The organism is Lentibacter sp. (assembly GCF_029254145.1).
Taxonomy (GTDB): domain Bacteria; phylum Pseudomonadota; class Alphaproteobacteria; order Rhodobacterales; family Rhodobacteraceae; genus Lentibacter.
On the sequence record NZ_JAQWYD010000088.1, the window covers coordinates 22,112 to 40,633 of the forward strand.

17 protein-coding genes and 1 pseudogene are annotated in these 18,522 nt (G+C 51.7%); 14 read left to right on the forward strand and 4 right to left on the reverse strand.

The window, feature by feature from the left end:
• The first annotated feature begins 191 nt into the window (after positions 1 to 191).
• Genes P8O11_RS10615 through P8O11_RS10630 form a run of 4 tightly spaced genes read left to right on the forward strand, consistent with a single transcriptional unit; the run spans position 192 to position 4,436 of the window.
• On the forward strand, positions 192 to 728 hold the full coding sequence (locus P8O11_RS10615) for a CoxG family protein (protein WP_300294078.1): 537 nt from the start codon (positions 192 to 194) through the stop codon (positions 726 to 728).
• Between the two features lie 36 nt (positions 729 to 764).
• A complete protein-coding gene (locus P8O11_RS10620; protein WP_089887917.1) occupies positions 765 to 1,250 on the forward strand; it encodes a (2Fe-2S)-binding protein in 486 nt (161 codons plus the stop codon).
• Between the two features lie 23 nt (positions 1,251 to 1,273).
• Positions 1,274 to 3,643 (forward strand): xanthine dehydrogenase family protein molybdopterin-binding subunit, encoded by a 2,370-nt coding sequence (locus tag P8O11_RS10625; protein WP_300294080.1) that lies wholly within the window; start codon positions 1,274 to 1,276, stop codon positions 3,641 to 3,643.
• Between the two features lie 13 nt (positions 3,644 to 3,656).
• On the forward strand, positions 3,657 to 4,436 hold the full coding sequence (locus P8O11_RS10630; protein WP_300294081.1) for a xanthine dehydrogenase family protein subunit M: 780 nt from the start codon (positions 3,657 to 3,659) through the stop codon (positions 4,434 to 4,436).
• Between the two features lie 76 nt (positions 4,437 to 4,512).
• Here P8O11_RS10630 and P8O11_RS10635 read toward each other — a convergent pair whose 3' ends face one another.
• The 3 genes from P8O11_RS10635 to P8O11_RS10645 form a co-directional block, all read right to left on the reverse strand.
• Positions 4,513 to 5,436: an XdhC family protein gene (locus P8O11_RS10635; RefSeq protein WP_300294082.1), complete on the reverse strand. Its 924-nt coding sequence runs from the start codon at positions 5,434 to 5,436 to the stop codon at positions 4,513 to 4,515.
• A 206-nt stretch (positions 5,437 to 5,642) separates the two neighbouring features.
• On the reverse strand, positions 5,643 to 6,080 hold the full coding sequence (locus P8O11_RS10640) for a heme-binding protein (RefSeq protein WP_300294083.1): 438 nt from the start codon (positions 6,078 to 6,080) through the stop codon (positions 5,643 to 5,645).
• 21 nt (positions 6,081 to 6,101) lie between these two features.
• Positions 6,102 to 8,234: a malate synthase G gene (locus tag P8O11_RS10645; RefSeq protein WP_300294084.1), complete on the reverse strand. Its 2,133-nt coding sequence runs from the start codon at positions 8,232 to 8,234 to the stop codon at positions 6,102 to 6,104.
• A gap of 85 nt (positions 8,235 to 8,319) precedes the next feature.
• Here P8O11_RS10645 and P8O11_RS10650 point away from each other — a divergent pair, with 85 nt between their 5' ends.
• Entirely contained in the window at positions 8,320 to 9,096 is a 777-nt protein-coding gene (locus P8O11_RS10650) for an IclR family transcriptional regulator (protein WP_300294085.1), read from the forward strand.
• Positions 9,097 to 9,254: 158 nt separating this feature from the next.
• Here the strand turns inward: P8O11_RS10650 and P8O11_RS10655 are convergent.
• A pseudogene (locus tag P8O11_RS10655) lies at positions 9,255 to 9,995 on the reverse strand (transposase); the annotation flags it as partial.
• 545 nt (positions 9,996 to 10,540) lie between these two features.
• On the opposite strand from P8O11_RS10655, the gene P8O11_RS10660 reads away from it, so the two are divergent.
• From P8O11_RS10660 to P8O11_RS10700, 9 genes are all read left to right on the forward strand, one after another.
• On the forward strand, positions 10,541 to 11,635 hold the full coding sequence (locus tag P8O11_RS10660; RefSeq protein WP_300294086.1) for a TRAP transporter substrate-binding protein: 1,095 nt from the start codon (positions 10,541 to 10,543) through the stop codon (positions 11,633 to 11,635).
• 120 nt (positions 11,636 to 11,755) lie between these two features.
• Positions 11,756 to 12,382 carry a TRAP transporter small permease subunit gene (locus P8O11_RS10665; RefSeq protein ID WP_300294087.1) on the forward strand — a complete coding sequence of 209 codons (627 nt, stop codon included), beginning with the start codon at positions 11,756 to 11,758 and terminating at the stop codon, positions 12,380 to 12,382.
• Positions 12,379 to 13,746, forward strand: a complete 1,368-nt coding sequence (locus P8O11_RS10670) for a TRAP transporter large permease subunit (RefSeq protein ID WP_300294088.1) — start codon at positions 12,379 to 12,381, stop codon at positions 13,744 to 13,746. Before P8O11_RS10665 ends, P8O11_RS10670 begins: the two co-directional genes overlap by 4 nt.
• On the forward strand, positions 13,743 to 15,083 hold the full coding sequence (locus tag P8O11_RS10675) for an amidase (RefSeq protein WP_300294089.1): 1,341 nt from the start codon (positions 13,743 to 13,745) through the stop codon (positions 15,081 to 15,083). The genes P8O11_RS10670 and P8O11_RS10675 overlap by 4 nt, the downstream gene beginning before the upstream one ends.
• A 14-nt stretch (positions 15,084 to 15,097) precedes the next feature.
• Positions 15,098 to 15,292 (forward strand): hypothetical protein, encoded by a 195-nt coding sequence (locus P8O11_RS10680; protein ID WP_300294090.1) that lies wholly within the window; start codon positions 15,098 to 15,100, stop codon positions 15,290 to 15,292.
• Positions 15,289 to 16,260, forward strand: coding sequence for a D-glycerate dehydrogenase (locus tag P8O11_RS10685; protein ID WP_300294091.1), 972 nt, complete (start codon positions 15,289 to 15,291; stop codon positions 16,258 to 16,260). The genes P8O11_RS10680 and P8O11_RS10685 overlap by 4 nt, the downstream gene beginning before the upstream one ends.
• A 24-nt stretch (positions 16,261 to 16,284) precedes the next feature.
• Entirely contained in the window at positions 16,285 to 17,154 is an 870-nt protein-coding gene (locus P8O11_RS10690) for an NAD(P)-dependent oxidoreductase (protein WP_300294092.1), read from the forward strand.
• A 130-nt stretch (positions 17,155 to 17,284) separates the two neighbouring features.
• On the forward strand, positions 17,285 to 18,229 hold the full coding sequence (locus tag P8O11_RS10695; protein WP_300294093.1) for a glutathione S-transferase family protein: 945 nt from the start codon (positions 17,285 to 17,287) through the stop codon (positions 18,227 to 18,229).
• Positions 18,230 to 18,293: 64 nt separating this feature from the next.
• The coding region (locus P8O11_RS10700; protein ID WP_300294094.1) for a glutathione S-transferase N-terminal domain-containing protein at positions 18,294 to 18,522 on the forward strand (229 nt) is incomplete at its 3' end.

Consider the following 18,522-nt stretch of genomic DNA (forward strand, 5'->3'; position numbering starts at 1 on the left):
ATTTTCAGAGTTATGTTTTGATTTGATAAATCTCAGCGCGTTACCTAATTCACCAGATCACTCCTTGGCACATTCGTCAATTAAGCCATGACACAAGTTCACCCATAGCCATAATCGATAGTAAGGTCCGGTTGTATTTGACACATACAGCTGGTCTGCCTAACCTTAATACCTGAATAAGAGGATGCATAATGAAGTTAAACGGCCGTCAGGTTATTATGGCTGATATCGATACCGTTTGGACTGCACTGCTTGACCCAGATGTATTGAAAGCATCTGTGCCAGGATGCACTGAGATAAGTGGATCTGCCGAAGACGGATATGAGGCCACAGTTGTTCAAAAGGTTGGCCCCGTCAAAGCCACATTCAAGGGCAGTGTGGTGCTAAGTGACATGATCAAACTCAAAAGCTTGACGCTTACGGGCGAAGGCAAGGGCGGCGCAGCAGGCTTTGCCAAGGGCAGCGCAGATGTGCGCCTTGAACTTGTCGATGAAACAACAGTTTTACACTATGATGTAGAAGCCAAAGTCGGGGGGAAACTGGCACAATTGGGCAGCCGTATTATTGACGGTTTTGCCAAGAAGATGGCGGATCAATTTTTTGAAAATTTCTCAAGCGCCGTTGGCGAGCCCGACCCGTCTGACGACACGGAGGCTGGGGATAGTGAGAGTGATCATAGTGTTGGAGATACCAAGAAAAAAGGCTGGTTCAAACGGCTAAGAGGCTGAGATAATTTTATAAAAAGATTTGATGGGAGGAATGTGATGACGAAAGTAACAATGAGCGTGAATGGGGTGTCTGTTTCTCGTGATGTCGGGGGCAATACCCTGCTCTCCGCTTTTTTGCGCGAAGATCTGAGGCTGACCGGAACACACATTGGCTGTGACACTTCACAATGTGGTGCTTGCTTGGTCCATGTAAACGGTCGGGCTATTAAGTCCTGCACAATGTTTGCTGCAGAAGCCGACGGCGCGGATGTGTCAACAATTGAGGGGCAGGCCAATGAAGACGGGTCGCTCAATGTTATTCAGCAAGCGTTTCAAGACCACCACGGGCTGCAATGTGGCTTTTGCACACCGGGGATGGTGATGACAACGGCGGCCCTGTTGAAGGAAAATCCGAAGCCCAGTGAAGCAGAAGTGCGGGCGTATCTGGAGGGCAATATCTGCCGCTGCACAGGCTATCACAATATCGTCAAAGCGGTGCTTGCGGCGTCTGGACAAGACGTTTCCAGCATCGCAGCCGAATAACAACTTTAGAGGGGGGATATATTATGCCCAAAGATGATGGAATTGGCGCAGCAACAGTGCGTCGAGAAGACGTTCGGTTCTTGACTGGCGCGGGACGTTACACGGATGATATTCAGGCTTCTGGTGAAGCAGTGGCCATGTTTGCCCGTTCGAATGTGGCAAATGGCGTTATTAAAAACATTGACATCAGCCATGCGTCCACCATGCCTGGTGTTCTCGCAATTTTTACAGGTGATGACTTCACAGAAGTTGGTGGAAACCCTGCCGGTTGGCTCATCAACTCGCGAGATGGCACACCAATGCACGAGCCAAAGCGCCCCGTTCTGGCCCACGGTAAAGTGCGCCACGTGGGCGATGCTTATGCCGCCGTTATTGCCGAAACCAAAGAGCAGGCGATGGACGCAATTGAAGCTATCGAGGCGGATATTGAAGAGCTCCCTGCTGTCGTAAACATGAAAGATGCTTTAAGCGCCAATAGCCTTGTGCATGACGAAATCGGCACCAACCAATGCTTTGACTGGGGTTGGATCGAAGACAACCGTGCGGCAACTGATGCCGCAATCAAGAGCGCGCATCATGTTACGCGACTTGAATTGGTGAATAACCGTCTGGTGCCAAACGCAATGGAGCCACGCAGTTCGCGCGCCGAATATCACCGGGGCAATGATGAGTATATCCTACACACCACCAGCCAAAACCCACATCTAACCCGCCTGCTTATTTCGGCGTTTGTTTTGGGCATTCCCGAAAACAAGCTCACCGTGATTGCGCCCGATGTTGGTGGTGGCTTTGGCTCAAAAATATATCACTATGGTGAGGAAGCCCTGGTCTTGGCAGCGGCGAAAAAACTGAATCGCCCCGTAACTTGGACGGCAGACCGGACGGAAGCCTTCCTTACTGATGCGCATGGGAGGGACCATGTAACGACAATTGAACTTGCGCTTGATAAGGACGGTAATTTTCTGGCGTTCCGCACAGAGACTTTGGCCAATGTGGGCGCTTATTTGTCGAACTTTTCGACAGCCACGCCAACGTTTTTGCATGGCACGCTCATGGCCGGTAACTACACAGTGCCTAACGTTTATGTAAACGTGAAAGCCGTGTTTACCAATACGGCACCGGTGGATGCATACCGAGGTGCTGGCCGCCCCGAGGCCACTTATTCTCTAGAGCGAGTGATTGATATGGCTGCCCGTGAAATGGGCATGGATCCGATCGCTTTGCGCCGTAAAAACTTTATAAAACCAGACCAATACCCATATGCTTCAGCAGCAGGTCTTGAGTATGACAGCGGCAATTACGACGCGTTGATGGACAAAATGGAAGCGGTTGGCGATCTTGCGGGGTTCGCAGACCGTCGCAAAGCGTCTGAGGCCAAAGGGCTTTTGCGTGGATTGGGTGTAAATGCCTATATCGAGGCTTGTGGCATTGCGCCTTCAAATCTTGTGGGTGTCCTTGGATCACGCGTTGGCCTTTATGATGCAGCGACTGTGCGGGTCAACGCGACAGGCAATATCTCCGTCATGGTTGGAGCTCATAGTCACGGGCAAGGCCACGAAACAGCCTTTCCCCAAGTGGTTGCCGATATGCTGGGTATTGATGCCGCGAGCATTGATATCGTACACGGCGACACCTCCAAAATTCCGTTTGGAATGGGCACATATGGGTCGCGTTCTCTTGCGGTTTGTGGATCGGCGGTTGTGCGCGCCACTGAAAAAGTCATCACAAAGGCCAAAAAGATTGCGGCTCATATGCTAGAAGTCACCGATAAGGACATCAGCTTTGAGGATGGAGTCTTTTCTGCCATCGGAACCAATAAGTCGGTGCCGTTCGGAGAAGTCGCCTTAAAAGCCTATATTCCTCATGACTTCCCTCTTGAACAAATTGAACCCGGTCTGGAGGAAACTGCGTTTTATGACCCTGCCAACTTCACATACCCCTCCGGGGCCTATTGCTGTGAAGTCGAGCTTGACCCAGAAACAGGCAAAGTTCGTGTTGACCGTTTTGCCGCAGTTGACGACTTTGGCAATGTGATCAATCCGATGATTGTGACAGGGCAAGTCCATGGTGGGCTTGGACAAGGTATTGGCCAAGCGCTGCTGGAAAACACTACCTATGATGAAGACGGTCAGCTGTTAAGTGCGTCCTATATGGATTACACAATGCCGCGCGCGGACGACCTACCATTTTTCAAGGTAGATCACAGTCAGGGTACGCCCTGCACCCACAATCCTTTGGGTGTAAAGGGCTGTGGTGAAGCTGGCGCAATCGGCTCCCCGCCCACAGTCATCAACGCGGTGATTGATGCCATGCAATCTGGTGGCAAAAACGTAACCCATATTGATATGCCTGTTACACCTCACCGGGTGTGGATGGCTATGCAAAACGCTTGAGAGGAAAAAGCAAATGTATGCATTTGACATAGAGCGCCCTAAAACACTTGCGGAGGCTGTCGCAGCGCTTACTGAGGACGCGCAGGCTTTGAGCGGCGGGCAAACGCTGATTCCGACACTTAAGGCGCGGCTTGCAAGCCCTTCCAAGCTGGTTTCGCTCAGCGAGATTACCGAACTGAAGGGCCTGTGCTCTTCTGACGGTGTTCTCACCATTGGCGGCGCAACCTGTCATGCCGACGTGGCCTCAGACGGAACCTTCAAGGCCCTGTCGGATCTGGCCGCGCATATTGGCGACCCTGCCGTGCGGAACCGTGGCACAATTGGAGGCTCGATCGCAAACAACGATCCGGCGGCTTGCTACCCTGCGGCCGCCTTGGGGGCTGGTGCAACGATTGTGACAAATACGCGCGAAATTTCGGCAGATGACTTTTTCCAGGGAATGTTTGAAACGGCTTTGGACGAAGGCGAAATTGTAACTGCCGTAAAATTTCCCATCCCTGAGAAGGCAAATTATCAAAAATTTGTTCAACCAGCCTCAAGGTTTGCAATGGTTGGGGTTTTTGTTGCCAAAACGACTGATGGCGTGCGTGTGGCAGTGACAGGGGCGTCAAACAAAGGCGTTTTCCGCTGGAAAGAGGCCGAAGCTGCTTTATCAGCTGAATTCTCTGCCGCCGCACTCGGAGGACTAGCTCTTGGGGCAGATGATATGATCTCAGATTTACACGGCTCTTCAGAGTATCGTGCGCATCTGGTCAAAGTCATGACGCAAAGAGCCGTAACTGCGGCTGCGTAGTGGCCTCAGAACTATTGAAAAGAGGCTCTGCCCGTTTTGCAGGGCCTCTTTTTTTTATTGCTTGCTCACCAACGGCTCACATACTCAGCACTTCGGCAAGAACGCTGACTGCGAGTATACGGGCATCGCGGGCGGAGGGGACAAGGCCGATGGGACCGTGGAGGCGCGCCAGTGCGGTTCCCTTGGTTCCGAGTCTCACAAGCTCCATGCGCCGCATTTCGGCGGCGCGGATGCTGCCTTGAGCGCCAATATAAAAGGCCTCTGTCGTCAGGGCCTGGGCCAGAATGGGCGGCTCCCATTCATGGTCATGAAAAAACAGCACAACAGCGCTGTGCGCATCAATTGGCAGGTCTTTAGGGCAGTGTGCGTGGGTCAGGTGCTGCGTGGCGCAGCCCGCTCGCGCCACGGCCTCAAGCGTTTCTGTATCGGGGGAGAGCACAAGATTGGCATAGCCCGCCGCTTGAGCAAGCCCTGCAAATGTTGCGGTTTCGGGGCCTTTGCCAAAGATAAAAAAGCAAATCTCAGGTTTGATTTTGACGCTGAAGATATCGCCCGTCAATTCTGTTTCCCCCTCTGCCACAGCGCAGAGTATGCCACTGCGTTGATCCACTTCCAAAACACAGGTTTGACGCGCGGCGTGATGGCTTAAGAGTGCGTCTAGCACGCTCACATCAGGTTGCGGCAGCAGCAATATTTCAAGCCCGCCGCCACAGGGCAGCACGATATCGGCAAAAGGCGAGCCTTTCCCGTAGCGGACCCGATAGGGCGCGCCGTTTTCCAGCGCTTTGGCCGCGTGGAGCGCGATATCGGCCTCGACACAGCCCGAGGAGAGCGTGCCAATACGCCGCCCGTTTGCGAGCACGGCCATCATCGCGCCGAGCGGGCGATAAGACGGGCCGTCAACATGGGTGGTCACACAGAGCACGCCCTTGCCCCCCGCAGCATACAGCTGGCGGATTGGCTCTATCACCGTGCTTGCGTCCAGCGCGGGCAAAGACATGGCTCTCTCTTTCTTTTGGCACTTTAAAGTTGCGTGCCTATCATTATGTAAAATGAGACACCCGAGCTGTTTGAGCATTCGGGCTTTCAATCCTTTGTGTTATTGATTATGCGGCTTGTTTTTTATGTTGCAAGCGGCATTTTAGAGTGCCCGTTTCTTGGTTTTTCCCGTAGCTTTATGATAACTATGACCGCTCTACTTAGCCGTCAGAGGGGTTGACGTTTGAGGGTATCGAGGAAGTGACTAATCCCCGTCTGTGCGACTTCAAGATCCTGCGCAGGTGTGCCGGATGATACGCCAATTCCGCCAACGACATCGCCATCCACGATAACAGGTAAACCGCCACCGACGACCATCAGACGGCCCCCAATTGCGGAGTCTATTCCATATGTCGGGCCACCTGGTTGGCTGATCGAACCATAATCATGAGTAGCCTTTTTCGCTGCCGACGCGGTAAAGCTTTTGTCGATTGCGATAGTGATTGATGTCACCTTGCCCCCATCCATGCGTTCAAAAGCAACTAGATTACCTCCTTCGTCAGTTATAGCGATGCACATGGGTACGTTAATTTCGCGCGCTTTGGACCTCGCACCCTCAAGCAGGATGCGCGCGTCATTAATGTCCAGTCGTTTGATGATTTGCATGACATTTAGTCCTTTATTCTATTACTTTACCGCTTGTTTGACACGCAAGCGTGCCTTGTAAAGGAGCGGTTCTGTGTAACCTGATGGCTGCGAAATCCCTTCGAACACCAAAGAACGCGCGGCGTTGAAAGCCTCACCATCAAACGATGGTGCCATTGGTTTGTAAGCCGCATCGCCCGTGTTTTGTGCGTCAACTTTAGGTGCCATGCGGCGGAAGGAGGCTTCGACTTGATCAATAGTGCAGATGCCATGCTCGAGCCAGTTGGCGAGGTATTGGGACGAAATCCGCAGAGTTGCGCGGTCCTCCATCAGCGCGACATCGTCGATGTCTGGTACTTTTGAACAGCCAATACCCTGATCAACCCAACGCACCACATAACCTAGAATGGATTGGCAGGCGTTATCTAACTCGCGGGCCACATACTCGTCAGAGATATTGTGGCCAATCATAACAGGCGGGGTGAGCAATTCGTTCTGTGAAGCATAGTCACGCGACCGCAGATCATTCTGAACTTCAGACACATTTACCTGGTGATAATGTGTCGCGTGCAGGGTTGCAGCGGTGGGCGAGGGAACCCACGCAGTGTTCGCGCCAGCCTTGGGGTGAGCGATCTTTGCTTTAAGCATATCAGCCATGTCGTCAGGACGTGCCCACATGCCTTTGCCGATCTGTGCTTGACCTGTTAGTCCAGCAGCCAAGCCTGTATCCACGTTTCCGTTCTCATACGCGCCGAGCCATGGGCTGGCCGCCATTTTGTCGCGTGGGATAACAGGGCCAGCCTGCATCATTGTGTGGATTTCATCACCCGTACGATCGAGGAAACCCGTGTTAATGAACACGCAGCGTGTTTTAACTGCGTGAATACAAGCTGCAAGGTTCGCCGAGGTGCGTCGCTCTTCGTCCATGATGCCGAGCTTAACAGTGTTGCGCGGCAGGCCGAGCAAATCCTCAACCCGTGAGTAAAGTGTGTTGGCAAACGCGACTTCGTCGGGGCCATGCATCTTTGGCTTTACCACATAGACTGAACCGGCGCGCGAATTGCGCAGACCCTCTGTTTTGGCCAGGTCATGCATCGCGCAAGCTACGGTGATCACCGCATCCATGATGCCTTCGGGTGTCTCTTTACCGTCCATCATAACCGCATCGTTGGTCATGAGGTGACCGACGTTGCGCACCAACATAAGCGCACGGCCGGGATGGATGACAATGTCACCGTTCGGGGTCGAGTAGGTTACATCGTCGTTCAAGCGACGGGTTACAACTTTTCCACCTTTATTAAAACTCTCTGTTAGCGTGCCTTTCATCAGGCCCAGCCAGTTCGCGTAGACAATGCATTTGTCTTCAGCATCTACAGCGGCAACAGAGTCTTCGCAGTCCTGAATGGCGGTCAATGCACTTTCCAGGATAATGTCTGATATGCCAGCCGGATCGGACGCACCAATCGCGCTCTCATGATCAATCTTAATCTCAATTAGTAAACCGTTGATGCGTAGCATGACATCGCCATTCGAACGGAAGCCTGCATATTGTTTTTCATCGGCCAATTTCGTCGCTTCGCCGCCAGCATTGATCGTCAGCGTTTCTCCCGCTTCAAGCGCCATAACATCTGTCCAAGAGCCGTTTGCCAGCGGGGCAATCTTATCCAAATGGGCGCGCGCCCACCCTACTACCTGCGCGCCACGTGTTGCATCATAGTGCTCGCCTGCATGTTTTGCTTCTATTGCGTCAGTGCCGTAGAGCGCATCATAGAGTGACCCCCATCGTGCATTAGCTGCATTTAGTGCAAACCGTGCGTTCATGACGGGTACAACCAACTGCGGACCTGCAACGCTTGCGATCTCGGGGTCCACGTTTTCAACTTTGATCGCAAACGCTGCAGGTGCGGGCTGAAGATAGCCAATTTTGCTTAGGAAAGTGTTGGCGTCGGCTACGTCAAAAGCTTTACCGCTTTGTGCCTTATACCAGCGGTCGATTTGCGACTGGAGGTCAACACGTTTCGCTAACAAGTCTCGGTTTACTGGCGCGAGATCCTTGAGTAGATCGGAATAGCCGTTCCAGAATGTGTCGGCATCAATACCGAGCAGAATTTCATTTTCGACAAGAGCTGCCAGATCAGCAGACACTTCTAGTTCGGATCGTTTGACATATGACATATTGGACTCCAAATTTTTACAAAGCCCTAGACCGATATGGGGTGCTATGTTAGTTTTCTGGAAATATTTTTTCACGATGCGGAAAATGCCGGTGAAATCAAAAGTTGGCTACGTCCAATCTGTTCAGCGGGCTATGACCTTGCTTAGGGCCCTTTCAGCCTCTGATGACGGACAACGTTTGAGTGACCTTGCAATGGGTGCTGGGCTTGCTGTCTCGACCACGCACCGTCTTCTCACCACGCTTGAGATCGAGAACTTTGCCTATTTCGATCCAGAGCGCAGGCTCTGGCATATTGGCCGAGAGGCTTACTCTGTGGGGGCGGCCTATGTGCAAAAATATAACTTTGTCACACCGTCTCTGCCGTACTTGAGAAAACTGCGTGACGAGACGCGGGAAACCGCAAATCTTGGTATCCTAGATGGAGAACAAATTATCACAATTTCTCAAGTGGAAAGTCGTGAAATTGTCCGTGCGATTTCGCCCACGGGTGGGCGGGTCCCGGCCTTTTGTTCGGGTATGGGTAAAGCCATTTTGGCAACATGGTCCGATATCCAAATAGAAAGGTTTGCAGAGCGTGCAGGGTTCCACCCGATGACTCGAAATTCGCATCGAAGCCTTGAGACTCTGATGGCCGAAATCTACCACATCCGAAATGTCAGTTATGCCATTGATGATGAAGAATATGCAGCTGGTTTGCGCTGTGTGGCGGCCGTTGTGCTGTCACGATCTGAAGATGCAGTTTGCGCCATTTCGGTTTCTGCCTTGTCGTCGCGATTGTCTATTAGTCGTACCAACGAAGTGGGTGTTAGGATACGCAATATGGCACAGTCTTTGACGCAATCGCTTCGTGGGTCACCGTGATTTTATATTTTTCCGAACTGGGAGAGAATTTTAAAAATCGCATTAGTCTTTACAGGTTCCCGCCTGTCGTAATTATTCGTGGGATTAGCCCATGTGAAGGTTTTGTTACAAAAATCGGGTGTAGGACGTTCTCTTCCTGACCCCAGACGAATTAAGGCTATGGTCTCAGTGAAAGGTATGCCAAGCGCAGTATAGCGTTTGAGCACGGCGATACGGATTTGGATTTCTGCAAACTGTCTGTCGAAGTCCCGTGCCATGAGCGATTGTCGCATTAGTTTCAGGCAGTGAATTTTGGTTCCGACGCGGCTTCGTCGGTGGTATCCGCTTCAGCGCCGCTACACAGTGCGGCCCAGATATTGTTTTGCGCTGACCGCGTTGTTACGAGCTATGGCTCCGGTGCTCGTCCACTTCCTGGCAGTGCATGCCAGCATGCGCGAGAGGGATTTTCAAAGGTTTTGCATTTTTGCGTGGTGGGATCACCGCGTGAGCGCTTCTGGCAGAAATGCGTATGTGTATCTTGCGCCAGATACGTCGTTTCGAGCCGTCATGTCTGCGAGCGTTCCACTCAACTTCGCCCTCTGCTTTGGTGCCTGTGCTCTCAATCAAGAGGTTCAGTGTATCAGTTCCACAGCGATGCGGTGGGCTTATGTTCAACGTTCATTGACGACGGCAAAGTGTGCTTAAGACTGGTAGTGTCCAATGCAGCCCGATGAGTTGCAGTAGGCTTTGCACAAAGCCTGTAGTATGTCGCAATCGTAGCCCGAACTACTTTTTCAAAGTGAGATGGCTTAGATAGCAGCGTCACTAAAGTCCTGTTGTTGACCACGCTTGCCGTTCGGTGGCGGTACGCAAACCATCTCAGGATCAAACCAAATTGACAGTGAGCCACGACGCTTCAAACTGTCATTGTATGACGACCATTATGTCGTATTGTATCTTTAAGGGGACCAACCACTCGTTACTCCCAGCTATCATGCTGGATTCATCACGTGAATTTTGCATAGGATTTGTGCAGCAAAGCCAAAAACGGGATCCAAAAAAAATTTGGTTAATTTTTTTACCACTTTTGTTTTGGGAAATAGCGGGAGCATCACTTATTGATACTGCGCGCCCAACGGTGTTCAAGTCAGTTAATATTAATGTATATGTATCTTTAACTTCAGAGGTTTAATGCAATTTTTCGCCTCAGGATTTCAGTTCACCTCAAAAAATTTTGACCTCATAGCAAGTTATTTTTGATCCGAAAAATATAACTTCAGTTAGTGCCCTGCCAACAAGAATAGCTTGTTAATTAAAGACTTTCAGTCAAGGATGCTCGTGGGGTAGGAAGATGCGTTCGCAGACTCGACATATGACTGAGAAACGCGGCATTCGTTCGTGCCTGAAAAATAGAGTGTAAACCCGCTTTGGCGGTTCAGCACCAAATTCCTTGGGAGGAAATTATATGAAAAATTCTATCAACCGCAGGAAGTTCCTGCGCGGCTCGGCCGTAGTTGGCGCTGCTGCACTTGCAACACCGGCAATCGCAGACGGTCACGGAAAAACCATCAAGATGCAAGCTGCGTGGGGTGGCGGCATCTTCCTTGAGAATGCACAATCCTTTGCTGCACGCGTGAATGAGATGTCCGGCGGCTCACTGACCATCGAAGTTCTGTCCGTTGACTCAGTTGTTAAAACATCCCAAATGCAAGATGCGGTACACCGCGGCGTTCTAGATGCAGCACACTACGTGTCTGCGTATTGGTATGGTAAGTCCAAATCAGCATCCCTGTTCGGCACTGGCCCATGCTTTGGCTGGTCTTCACAGGAAATGCTTGGCTGGATCCATGCAGGTGGCGGTCAAGAACTGTTTGACGAACTGATGGAAGACTTGCAGCTGAACGTTGTGTCCTTCTTCAACTCGCCAATGCCAGCTCAACCGCTTGGTTGGTTCTCTAAGCCTATTACGGATGCGTCCCAAATGAACGGCTTAAAGTACCGCACAGTTGGTCTGGCCGCGGACGTTATGCTCGAGATGGGCATGTCTGTTGTTCAGCTTCCTGGGGGCGAAATCCAGCCAGCTATGAAATCTGGCCTGATCGATGCAGCCGAGTTTAACAACCCAACGTCTGACCGTGATTTTGGCATGCAGGATGTGTCTAAAGACTACATGCTTGCATCCTATCATCAGAGTCAGGAGTGCTTTGAGGTTACTATCAACAAAGACCTCTGGAACGGTTTGTCGACTGAGCATCAGGCAATCATCCGTAACGCATCCATGGCTGAAAACTCTGGCTTCTATTGGGGCAACACCAAGCGTTATTCCGATGACCTCATAAAGCTTCAGGAGCAAGACGGCGTGAACGTTCATCGCACACCGCAGGCTGTTCTAGAAGCTCAGCTGGCGGCATGGGACAAGGTTGCTGACCGCATCGCATCCGAAGATCCGTTCTTTGCGCGTGTGATGGAATCACAAAAGGCATATGCCAAAGAAGTGATGGGGTATCTGAACCTTAACCAGCCGGACTACAAACTGGCATATGATCACTATTTCGCTTAAGCGCGAGTAGATTTAGCAATATCCAGGCGGCGCATTGGCGCCTGGATATTGCTCACTTGATGTGATTGGGCGCGTGCCACAAAGGATGCCCGATTGATCTCTGGAGAGAGTAGTAAACACATGAAATTTGTCTATGCAATTGAAGGCCTAAGCCTTTGGGTCGGTCGTGCCTTCGGCTGGTGCATTCTGATCTTGACACTATCTGTGTCTTACGAGGTGTTTGTGCGCTACGTCCTCAACTCACCTACAGTCTGGGCGTTTGACATGATGATCCAGATGTATGGCGCATTATTTTTGATGTGTGGCGCTTATGCTTTGGCTCAAGACAACCATGTGCGCGCAGACGTGATATACCGTTTGTTTCCGGTGAAGGTGCAAGCGTCATTGGATTTTGTATTGTATTTACTTTTCTTCTTTCCAGGCGTGATCGCGTTGGCGTGGTATGGCTGGGAAATCGCATCCGACAGCTGGCGTTACAAAGAAGTAAGTTTTAACAGTCCCGCCAGTATACAGATTTATTTCTTTAAATCACTTATCCCGATTGCCGGTTTTCTTCTCGCCTTGCAAGGTGTGGCTGAACTATTGCGTTGTGTAATGGTGTTCCGCACTGGTGTGTGGCCCGAACGACTGGTCGATGTGCGTGAGACAGAAGACTTGCTGACTGACGCTGATTTTGGAACGATCAACTCGTTAGCTCCTGAAAACAAAAAAATAGTTCGAAGCGCTTCTAGAAAGATAAAAAGATGACAAATCCCGAAGTTGCGCTGTTGATGCTGGCGCTGTTTATTGTTCTGGTTCTGTTTGGTTTTCCGATTGCCTTTACGCTGCTCGCAATGGGCGTTGGCTTTGGATATTATGCCTATTATCGTGAAGGATCAGTTGAGGTTTTCAGCGATATTTTTAATAATAATATCTTCTACCTACTGAACCAGAACACCTATTCCGTGATGGAAAATCCGATCCTTGTGGCGATCCCGTTGTTTTTATTCATGGGCTATGTGGTGGAACGCGCCAACATTATCGATAAGCTATTTTTCTCGCTCTATATGGCCGCGCGGAATTTGCCCGGGTCGCTGGCGATTGCTGCTTTGTTGACCTGTGCGGTGTTTTCCACGGCCTCCGGTATTGTAGGCGCAGTTGTGACGCTGATGGGCCTGCTGGCCTTTCCTGCGATGGCCAATGCTAACTATGATAAAAGCTTTGCCTCAGGTGTGATTTGTGCGGGTGGTACGCTTGGTATTTTGATCCCGCCCTCCATCATGTTGATCGTTTACGCTGCGATTGCGGACCTGTCACCGCTACGCCTTTATGCTGCTGCGGTGTTTCCGGGGCTTTTGTTGGCGGGCTTGTATATTGTTTACGTGATCGTGCGGGTATATTTTAATCCTGCGTTGGCCCCAAAACCATCTATGGAAAACCCGCCCCCGCCGCGTGAAATCTATCTTGATCTACTGAAATCTTTTGTACCGCTGACCGTGTTGATCGCGCTGGTTCTCGGCTCGATCCTTGGGGGTCTGGCAACCCCCGCCGAAGCGGCTGCAATGGGTGCACTTGGTGGCATTGTCTTGGCGATTCTTTACCGGTCGATGACGTGGACCAAGCTGAAAGAAAGTGTGTTCTTGACTGCCAAAGCCACAGCAATGGTGTGCTGGTTGTTCGTCGGATCATGGACGTTTGCATCAGTGTTTTCTTACCTCGGTGGGCATGACATTATTGCTGACTTTGTTGGTGGTCTTGATATGGAGCCATGGCAATTCTTGGTCCTCGCGCAGTTGATAATCTTTGTGTTGGGTTGGCCGCTGGAATGGTCTGAAATCCTGATCATATTTGTACCGATCTTTCTGCCACTTCTCGAAGTATTCGGCGTGAACCCGTATTTCTTTGCGATGTTGATCGCATTGAACCTGCAAACATCGTTCCTGACACCACCTATGGCCATGTCGGCCTATTATCTAAAAGGAGTGTTGAAAAACCAGATCGAGTTGATGGACATTTTCCGTGGTATAATGCCGTATTTGGGGATTGTGATCCTGACGATGTGCTTGATGTACGCATTTCCTGGAATCGCGCTGTGGTTCCCTGATTATCTCTTTGGAACGTACATCCCGTGAAAAATGACTGGTATACCTTAACAGCGTCCGAGGCATTGGTAGCCATTGCCTCGGGTCGGCTAACGTCGGTTGAGCTGGTGAAATCCTGCCTCGCGAGGATTTCTGAAACGGACGGAGCGATCAAGGCATGGGCGTTTCTAGATGAAGACGCGGCATTGGCGCAAGCTGCAGAATGTGACCGTATCCGCATTGCAGGGATGGCAACGGGTCCATTGCACGGCATTCCTGTTGGGCTGAAAGACATCATCGACACTGCTAAAATGCCTACTCAGCGCGGTAGCTTGATCTTTGAAGGTCGCCAGACAGATCGAGTAGCGCGCATTGTTGAATTTCTGCGGGAGGCGGGTGCTGTGATCATGGGTAAAACTGTGACTACTGAATTCGCGTTTGTTCATGCTAACGAGACGCGCAATCCACATAACACCGATCACACCCCCGGTGGATCATCAAGCGGGTCGGCGGCGGCGGTGGCAGCGATGCATGTTCCTTTGGCGATCGGAACCCAGACCAATGGGTCGGTCATTCGACCGGCTTCGTTTTGCGGGATTTTTGGGTTCAAACCAACGCGCGGTGTGATTTCGCGTGACGGGCTTTTGCAAACGTCGGTGTCGCTAGATCAGATCGGGTGCTTTGGACGCTCGCTCGTAGATGTTGCTTTGCTGACCGACGCTATTGGTGGGTACGATCAACGCGACGTTGTGAGTTTTGCGCGGCCACGCCCTAATATGTCTGAAGGGGCGGCAGCAGACGTGCCTGTAACGCCCGCACTGGCGTGGATTGATCTACCGTTCAACGACCGCTTGTCTAGCGATGCTTTGGATGGGATTGATGCAGTTCTTGAAATTCTTGGGTCATCGGTGGAGCGCATGACGGCGGCGGACACACTGTCTGATCTTGTCGCCGTTCAGGCCACTATTCACGAATATGAAATCGCCAAGCACCAAGCAGCGGTGTTCGATGCGCATTGGGACCAGATCAGCGACACTCTGAAACCGATTATTACCCGCGCGCGCGCCATAACCAAAACGCAATATGACGATGCGTTGGCCGTCAAAGCCTCTGCAGAAGGGTTCTTTAAAGCTTTTTTTGTGGACTACGATGCCATTATAGCGCCCTCGGCGGCAGGTGAAGCCCCGACTTTTGGTAATGGAACGGGCGATCCGATTTTTTGCACACTGTGGACGCTGGCGGGACTGCCGTGTGTTAGCCTGCCGATGCTGGTCGGGGAAACGGGGCTGCCCATTGGTGTGCAACTGATTGGCCCCACTGAAAAAGACGACAGGCTGTTGCGTACGGCGCGCTGGCTCCAAACCCATGTTGCTGAAATAGCCGAATAACAAAAGGAAACACCATGTCATACATCACGAAATTAATTGTGGCCCTGTTTGGCACGGCGAGCTTGTGTATTTTTGTCGGGGGCTTGTCTCAGAGTATATCAAGCGGTTTTGCTGGTTTCATAGGTGGTGCACCATTTATGATCATCGCCATCGTGGTGTGTTGTATGGCCATTTACGACTTCTACGAAGAAAGTATCCGTAAGAAATGAGTAATGTCAGTCTCAAACCACGCCTTTGGATCACCCGCCGTCTGTCTGACGCTACGCTAGAGCGCGCCGTGAGAGACTATGATGTGGTCATTAACCATGATGATCTCCCCGGAACCGCTGAACAACTGATCGCTGCTAGTGCGGAGTTTGATGCGATCATTCCCTGCCACTCCGAGCATTTCAGCGCTGAAGTTGTCGCGCAATTTTCTGACCGTCTGAAAATCATCGCCAACCACTCCGTTGGTGTAGATCATTGTAACCTGCCTGCCCTTCAGGGGCGTGGCATTGCGGTAACCAACACACCCGATGTTCTGTCGGACGCCACGGCAGAGCTAGCGATGCTGCTGATGCTGGGTGCGGCACGCCATGCTGTCGCCGGCGACAAAATTGTGCGCACCGGAGCATGGGATAGTTGGTCACCGGCATTTATGGTAGGCAAACAGGTCACGGGTGCCCGACTTGGTATTATTGGGATGGGACGTGTCGGCCGCGCCTTTGCTACCAAAGCACGTGGGTTTGATATGGAAATCCACTATTATAACCGTTCTCAGTTGCCTGCTGACCAGGCAAAAGGAGCGACCTATCATGATAGGGTGGAAAGTCTGCTAGAGGTTTCTGATTTTCTCTCGCTACACTGCCCCGCAACGCTTGATACAACCAACTTAATGAATGCAGACCGCTTTGGCCTGTTGCCCATGGGAGCTGTGATTGTGAATACCGCACGCGGTGTGCTAATAGACGAGGATGCCATGCTGGCGGCCCTTGGCACGGGCAGGATCGCTGCAGCAGGCCTTGATTGTTTTCAGGTCGAACCGGGTGGAAACCCTGCTTTTGCAGCGCATAACAATATCTTCATGCTGCCCCACATTGGCAGCGCGACACGCCAGACCCGCGATGCCATGGGCTTTCGCGCATTGGACAATCTTGACGCTTTTTTTGCTGGGAAACTGCCGGGCGATCTTCTTTAAACTACTATTATAAGGGTACATCACATGACAAAAATTGCATTCCTTGGCCTTGGTGTAATGGGCTACCCTATGGCTGCTCACCTGGCCGCAGCAGGCCACGACGTGACGGTATTCAACCGAACCGCCGCAAAAGCAGATGCATGGGCAAAACAAAACGCCGGCCGTAGTGCGGCAACTCCTGCCGAAGCTGCCAAAGGTGCTGAAATGATTATGGCATGTGTTGGCAATGATGATGATCTACGTGCGGTATGTTTCGGCAAGGAAGGTGCGTTTGCGGGGATGGATTCTGGGGCGCTGTTTGTAGACCACACAACAGTGTCTGCCAAGGTAACTGCAGAGCTGTATTCCGCTGCCAAAACCAATGGTTTCAGTTTTGTAGATGCTCCAGTTTCTGGTGGTCAAGCCGGCGCAGAAAACGGCCAGCTGTCTATCATGTGCGGCGGCGATCAAAGTGATTTTGACCGTGCCGAACCCGTCATGAACATCTACGCAAAGCTCGTGCGCCGCATCGGCGAAAGCGGCTCGGGACAACTTACCAAAATGGCTAATCAGATAGCCATCGCCGGGTTGGTTCAAGGATTGTCAGAGGCGCTGCACTTTGCAAGCAAAGCAGGCCTTTCTGGGGCTGACGTGGTCGAGGTGATCAGTCAAGGCGCTGCTGGAAGCTGGCAGATGATTAACCGCTTTGAGACAATGCTGGACGATCAATTTGAGCATGGATTCGCGGTGGACTGGATGCGTAAAGATCTTAGCATCTGCCTTGAGGCTGCAAACGAGAACGGCGCCAGCCTTCCGGTAACTGCGTTGGTCGATCAGTTCTATAAGGACGTGCAAAAAATGGGCGGGGGGCGTTGGGATACTTCGGCACTGTTTAAGCGTTTGCAAGGTTTCTGAAGATAAGGAGAAGCCATACCCGTTTTCTGCATCAAGTTGCCCGAAGTCATAGACGTCATGCAGCTGACCACCCAATCCCAAACTAGGGTTGAAGTCATGGTCGAACCCGGCTTCCGAGAAGGAATACAAATTGTTTGATCCAAAGTCCGAGGTAATCTTCCACGCCTACCCGCAATCCCCTGTTGCCGAAAAAGTTCGGGTTGCCCTTGGCATCAAACGACTTACGTGGCGCAAGGTGGAAATTCCGCGCCTACCACCCAAACCAATGTTGACGGCGCTGACCGGCGGTTATCGACGCACGCCTGTCATGCAGATTGGTGCAGACATTTACTGTGACAGTCAGTGTATCATCCGCGAGCTTGAACGCCGTTTCCCTTCTCCGACCTTCATGCCCACGTCAGATCAGGGCTTGATGTGGTGTCTCAGCCGATGGACAGACGGGGCTCTGTTCGACCAAACTGTGCGCCATATTCTGGGTGCGGCTGGCGATCAGCTGGACAAGGATTTTGCGGCGGATCGTGGGCGGCTCTACCTCGGAGAGGATTGGGCGGCAGCGTTGAAACAAGCCAACGCCGACCTGCCTCATCTAGTGTCACAAGTGCGCGCGCCACTGTCATGGCTGAACACGCAAATGTCTGACGGTCGTGCATTCTTGCTCGGTCCAAAGCCGGCAGCAATTGACGCACAGTTCTACCACGTGGTCTGGTTTTTACGGGGCCGATGGGCCGACGGGCCGTCATTTCTGTCGGAATTCAAAGACCTTGTCCGATGGGAGTCCAATATCCAGGGCATTGGTCATGGGACCTGCTACGAAATGGATCCGCAGGATGCCATTTCGCGGGCAAAGAGCTTAGAACCGATCGCTAAGACCGGCGTCGCGCGACATGATCCACAGGGGCTTTCGGTTGGGCAGTCGGTAACTGTGCAGCCAGATGTGAATGGCGGCGAGCAACCCGTCGCAGGAACCTTGCGCTACGCCGATGCCGAGACGCTAGTCATCGAACGCTCGGCTGAGGATGTGGGTACCGTATGCGTTCATTTCCCACGATCCGGCTATCGGATACACTTGCTGTGAAGCAGTCCGATACCAAAGAACAAAAGATGTTAAACGTAAACTATCAGATGGAAAAGGCGGTTAGATGATTGATCTCTACACATGGACGACACCAAATGGACGCAAGGTTTCGATCCTCCTCGAAGAACTTGGCGTCCCTTACAAAGTGCATGCCATCGACATCACCAAGGACGAGCAATTCGCGCCTGATTTCCTAAAAATCGCACCGAACAACCGCATCCCCGCGATCGTCGATCAAGAGACCGGTCTTCAATTAATGGAGTCCGGCGCGATCATGATGTATCTGGCGGACA

What these genes read in the sequence shown, in the direction of transcription:
- P8O11_RS10615 (WP_300294078.1), top strand. Translation starts at nt 192, where the DNA reads ATGAAGTTAAACGGCCGTCAGGTTATTATGGCTGATATCGATACCGTT.
- P8O11_RS10620 (WP_089887917.1), top strand. Translation starts at nt 765, where the DNA reads ATGACGAAAGTAACAATGAGCGTGAATGGGGTGTCTGTTTCTCGTGAT.
- P8O11_RS10625 (WP_300294080.1), top strand. Translation starts at nt 1,274, where the DNA reads ATGCCCAAAGATGATGGAATTGGCGCAGCAACAGTGCGTCGAGAAGAC.
- P8O11_RS10630 (WP_300294081.1), top strand. Translation starts at nt 3,657, where the DNA reads ATGTATGCATTTGACATAGAGCGCCCTAAAACACTTGCGGAGGCTGTC.
- P8O11_RS10635 (WP_300294082.1), bottom strand. Translation starts at nt 5,436, where the DNA reads ATGTCTTTGCCCGCGCTGGACGCAAGCACGGTGATAGAGCCAATCCGC.
- P8O11_RS10640 (WP_300294083.1), bottom strand. Translation starts at nt 6,080, where the DNA reads ATGCAAATCATCAAACGACTGGACATTAATGACGCGCGCATCCTGCTT.
- P8O11_RS10645 (WP_300294084.1), bottom strand. Translation starts at nt 8,234, where the DNA reads ATGTCATATGTCAAACGATCCGAACTAGAAGTGTCTGCTGATCTGGCA.
- P8O11_RS10650 (WP_300294085.1), top strand. Translation starts at nt 8,320, where the DNA reads ATGCCGGTGAAATCAAAAGTTGGCTACGTCCAATCTGTTCAGCGGGCT.
- P8O11_RS10660 (WP_300294086.1), top strand. Translation starts at nt 10,541, where the DNA reads ATGAAAAATTCTATCAACCGCAGGAAGTTCCTGCGCGGCTCGGCCGTA.
- P8O11_RS10665 (WP_300294087.1), top strand. Translation starts at nt 11,756, where the DNA reads ATGAAATTTGTCTATGCAATTGAAGGCCTAAGCCTTTGGGTCGGTCGT.
- P8O11_RS10670 (WP_300294088.1), top strand. Translation starts at nt 12,379, where the DNA reads ATGACAAATCCCGAAGTTGCGCTGTTGATGCTGGCGCTGTTTATTGTT.
- P8O11_RS10680 (WP_300294090.1), top strand. Translation starts at nt 15,098, where the DNA reads ATGTCATACATCACGAAATTAATTGTGGCCCTGTTTGGCACGGCGAGC.
- P8O11_RS10685 (WP_300294091.1), top strand. Translation starts at nt 15,289, where the DNA reads ATGAGTAATGTCAGTCTCAAACCACGCCTTTGGATCACCCGCCGTCTG.
- P8O11_RS10690 (WP_300294092.1), top strand. Translation starts at nt 16,285, where the DNA reads ATGACAAAAATTGCATTCCTTGGCCTTGGTGTAATGGGCTACCCTATG.